This is a genomic window from Nocardia sp. 852002-51101_SCH5132738, from assembly GCF_001665695.1.
Taxonomy (GTDB): Bacteria; Actinomycetota; Actinomycetes; order Mycobacteriales; family Mycobacteriaceae; genus Nocardia; species Nocardia nova.
This window is the reverse complement of the sequence record NZ_LZML01000138.1, coordinates 1-3386: the sequence shown is the minus strand read 5'-3', so window position 1 is coordinate 3386 and position 3386 is coordinate 1. Positions and strand designations below refer to the sequence as shown.

Below are 3386 nucleotides of genomic sequence, written 5' to 3'. Positions count from 1 at the left end.
AGGTTGAACATTTTCCACCGTCGAGCCCCTTGTGCGCCTCGACGATCCGCGCGGGTTCCCCGGTATCGACGCCCACGCCGCCGCCGCCGAACCGGCCGGTCCCGCACCCACCACCAGCACCTCGACGTGCTCGGGCAGGACGGTGCCGCCCTCCCGTTCCGGTGCTGTCGAACCGCCGTGAGCTGAACCCATAGCCCAATAGTGGCAGAGGTGCAGCTCCCGGTTCGCTCGGGCGGCTTTTGGGCCGAGCCGATCGGTAGGGGCCGGGAGACCACTACCCGGGTGAGCGCTGAAGAGATTCCGTCGAACCAGGTAGCCGCTGCCGACTTCTGGGTATGCACTTCCGGGACGGTGCTCCAAACCAGTTTTCGGCCCGCCTCGATTTCGGACCGCCGGAGCGAGGGAGCGCAGCGACTGAGCGGAGGAGGGAAAAATCGAGGCCCAAGGGGCCGAAAACCCGCCGGAGCGAAGCGGAGGCCACAGGCGGAGTGACGGTGTTCATGGGAGCGGGGAGGGCAACACGCTAGGTTCTTCGGTGTGGGGACGGACGCGGCATTGGGAGAAGACATGAGTGCATCGGCTGTGAGCGATGAAAGCACCGTGGTTGCCGGGGTCGATCTCGGCGATCCCGAGCTCGCGGCGACCGTGCGCAACGGGCTCGACGAGGTGGAGAAGCTGCTGGTCAGCGAGCTCTCCGATGGGGAGGACTTCCTGCTGGAAGCCGCGCTGCACCTGGCGCGTGCCGGCGGTAAGCGGTTCCGGCCGCTGTTCACCATCCTCACCGGCCAGCTCGGCCCGCGCCCGACCGACCCCGATCTGATCACCGCCGGCACGGTGGTGGAACTGGTGCATCTGGCCACGCTCTACCACGACGACGTGATGGACGAGGCGTCCATGCGCCGCGGCGCCCCCAGTGTGAACTCCCGATGGGGCAACAGCATCGCCATCCTCTCCGGCGACTACCTCTTCGCACACGCCTCCCGGCTGGTGTCCACCCTCGGCCCGGACGCGGTGCGCATCATCGCCGAGACCTTCGCCGAACTGGTCACCGGTCAGATGCGGGAAACCTTGGGCGCCAAGAAATCTCAGGATCCGGTCGAACACTATCTGCGGGTGGTGTGGGAGAAGACCGGCTCGCTGATCGCCGCGTCGGGGCGCTTCGGCGGCACCTTCTCCGGCGCGAGCCTCGACGACGTCGAGCGGCTGGCACGCCTGGGCGACGCCGTCGGCACCGCTTTCCAGATCTCCGACGACATCATCGACATCTCCTCGGTATCCGAGCAGTCCGGGAAGACGCCAGGCACCGACCTGCGCGAGGGTGTGCACACCCTGCCGGTGCTGTACGCGCTGCGCGACGAGGGCGCCGAGGGTGACCGGCTGCGCACGCTGCTGGCCCGGCCGCTGGAATCCGACGACGAGGTCGCCGAGGCGCTGGAACTGCTCTCGCGCTCGCGAGGCATGGTGCTGGCCAAGCAGAAGCTGCAGGGCTACGCCGATATCGCGCACGCCGAACTCTCGGCTCTGCCGCAGGAGCCGGCCAACGACGCGCTGGAACGCCTGGTCCGATACACCATCGAGCGGGTCGGCTGAGCCTTCCGTCGCGGCGGCCGACGGGGTGCCCGGACAGCCGGTTCGCGCTGGTGTGATCGATATCGCAGCGCGGAGAGCCGGACCGCGGGCGGAACCCGAGTTCGCCGCCGATCGTTGATCCGACATGCATGGTTACGCGAACGGTTTGAAGACCTTCGGGCTGATGGTGGGCCTGTCGGCACTGATCGTGTTCGCAGGTGCGATGTTCCGCAGCCCCACGATTCTGATCATCGCCATCCTGCTGGCCGTGGGCATGAACGCCTACGCCTATTTCAGCAGCGACAAGCTGGCCCTGCGGGCCATGCACGCGCAGCCGGTATCCGAACTCGAAGCGCCCGTGATGTACAAGATCGTGCGCGAGCTGGCCACCACCGCGCGCCAGCCCATGCCGCGGCTGTACATCAGCCCGACGAACGCGCCCAACGCGTTCGCCACCGGTCGCAACCCGCGCCATGCGGCGGTGTGCTGTACCAGCGGCATCCTGCAGATCCTCGACGAACGGGAACTGCGCGCGGTGCTCGGCCACGAACTGTCGCATGTCTACAACCGCGACATCCTGATCTCCTCGGTGGCCGGCGCCCTCGCCGCGGTCATCTCCGGCCTCGCCAACCTGGCCTTCTTCGCGAGCATGTTCGGCGGCGGCAGCCGCGACGGTGAAGGCCCGAACATCCTCGGCGTGTTGTTGGTCTCACTGCTGGGCCCGATCGCCGCCACCCTGATCAAACTCGCCGTCTCCCGCTCCCGCGAATACCAGGCCGATCAGGACGGCGCCGAACTCACCGGCGACCCGCTGGCCCTGGCCTCGGCGCTGCGCAAACTCGAACGCGGCACCCAGGCCGCGCCGCTGCCGCCCGAGCCGCAGCTGACCGCGCAGTCACACCTGATGATCGCCAACCCCTTCCGGGCGGGCGACAAGATGGCGCGCTGGTTCTCCACCCACCCGCCCATGGGCGAACGCATCCAGCGCCTCGAGCACATGGCGGGCGGGCCCCGCAGGTACTAGCGGTAGTTGACGAACTGCAGGGCCACGTCCAGGTCCGCACCCTTGAGCAGGGCGATGACGGCCTGCAGATCGTCGCGCTTCTTACCGCTGACCCGCAGTTCGTCGCCCTGGATCTGCGCCTTCACGCCCTTGGGGCCCTCGTCGCGGATCTTCTTGGCGATCTTCTTCGCGTTCTCCGGGGAGATGCCCTGGACCAGGGTTCCGGTGATCTTGTAGGTCTTGCCGGAGGCCGCCGGCTCGCCCGCGTCGAAGGCCTTCAGCGAGATGTCGCGGCGGATCAGCTTCTCCTTGAACACCTCCAGCGCCGCCTTCACCCGTTCCTCGGATTCGGCCGACAGCACGATCTTCTCTTCACCCGACCACTCGATGCTCGCACCCGTGCCGCGGAAGTCGTAGCGGGTGTTGAGCTCCTTGGCCGCCTGGTTGAGGGCGTTGTCGACCTCCTGCCGGTCGACCTTGCTGACGACATCGAATGACGAATCGGCCACGCTGCGCTCCTGTCTGACGGCTCACATTTCACCCGGAACTCCGGTAGGGAACTTTCTACCCCGGCCGCCGCGCAGCGGTCACGGCACCCCCGCTGGCCAGCCGGTTTGCATCCGGGCGCCCTGGTCGTTGTATTCTGCTCTGCGCGCTGGCAACAGTGCGAAAGGCGGATTGCCCGAGTGGCCAAAGGGAGCTGACTGTAAATCAGCCGCGCAAGCTTCGGAGGTTCGAATCCTTCATCCGCCACCCTCTCAGGGCCCTCCCTAATCGGGGAGGGCCCTCTTCTTGTTCGAGGGTGATTTGTGGG

The 3386-nt window shown here is 67.3% G+C and carries 4 protein-coding genes and 1 tRNA gene; 3 read left to right on the top strand and 2 right to left on the bottom strand.

Features of this window, described 5'->3' with window-relative positions; translation table 11 throughout:
* A partial coding sequence (locus tag A5789_RS37930) for a hypothetical protein (protein WP_231956653.1) occupies positions 1-192 on the bottom strand: 192 nt, incomplete at its 3' end.
* Between the two features lie 375 nt (positions 193-567).
* On the opposite strand from A5789_RS37930, the gene A5789_RS19920 reads away from it, so the two are divergent.
* A complete protein-coding gene (locus tag A5789_RS19920; protein ID WP_064902450.1) occupies positions 568-1590 on the top strand; it encodes a polyprenyl synthetase family protein in 1023 nt (340 codons plus the stop codon).
* A gap of 124 nt (positions 1591-1714) precedes the next feature.
* Complete coding sequence (gene htpX, locus A5789_RS19915) at positions 1715-2593, top strand: zinc metalloprotease HtpX (protein ID WP_063015380.1); 879 nt, start codon at positions 1715-1717, stop codon at positions 2591-2593.
* Here the strand turns inward: htpX and A5789_RS19910 are convergent.
* Positions 2590-3081 carry a YajQ family cyclic di-GMP-binding protein gene (locus A5789_RS19910; RefSeq protein ID WP_030516272.1) on the bottom strand — a complete coding sequence of 164 codons (492 nt, stop codon included), beginning with the start codon at positions 3079-3081 and terminating at the stop codon, positions 2590-2592. The two genes, htpX and A5789_RS19910, sit on opposite strands and share 4 nt — an antisense overlap.
* A 163-nt stretch (positions 3082-3244) precedes the next feature.
* On the opposite strand from A5789_RS19910, the gene A5789_RS19905 reads away from it, so the two are divergent.
* Positions 3245-3325, top strand: a tRNA-Tyr gene (locus tag A5789_RS19905).
* Positions 3326-3386: the final 61 nt, after the last annotated feature.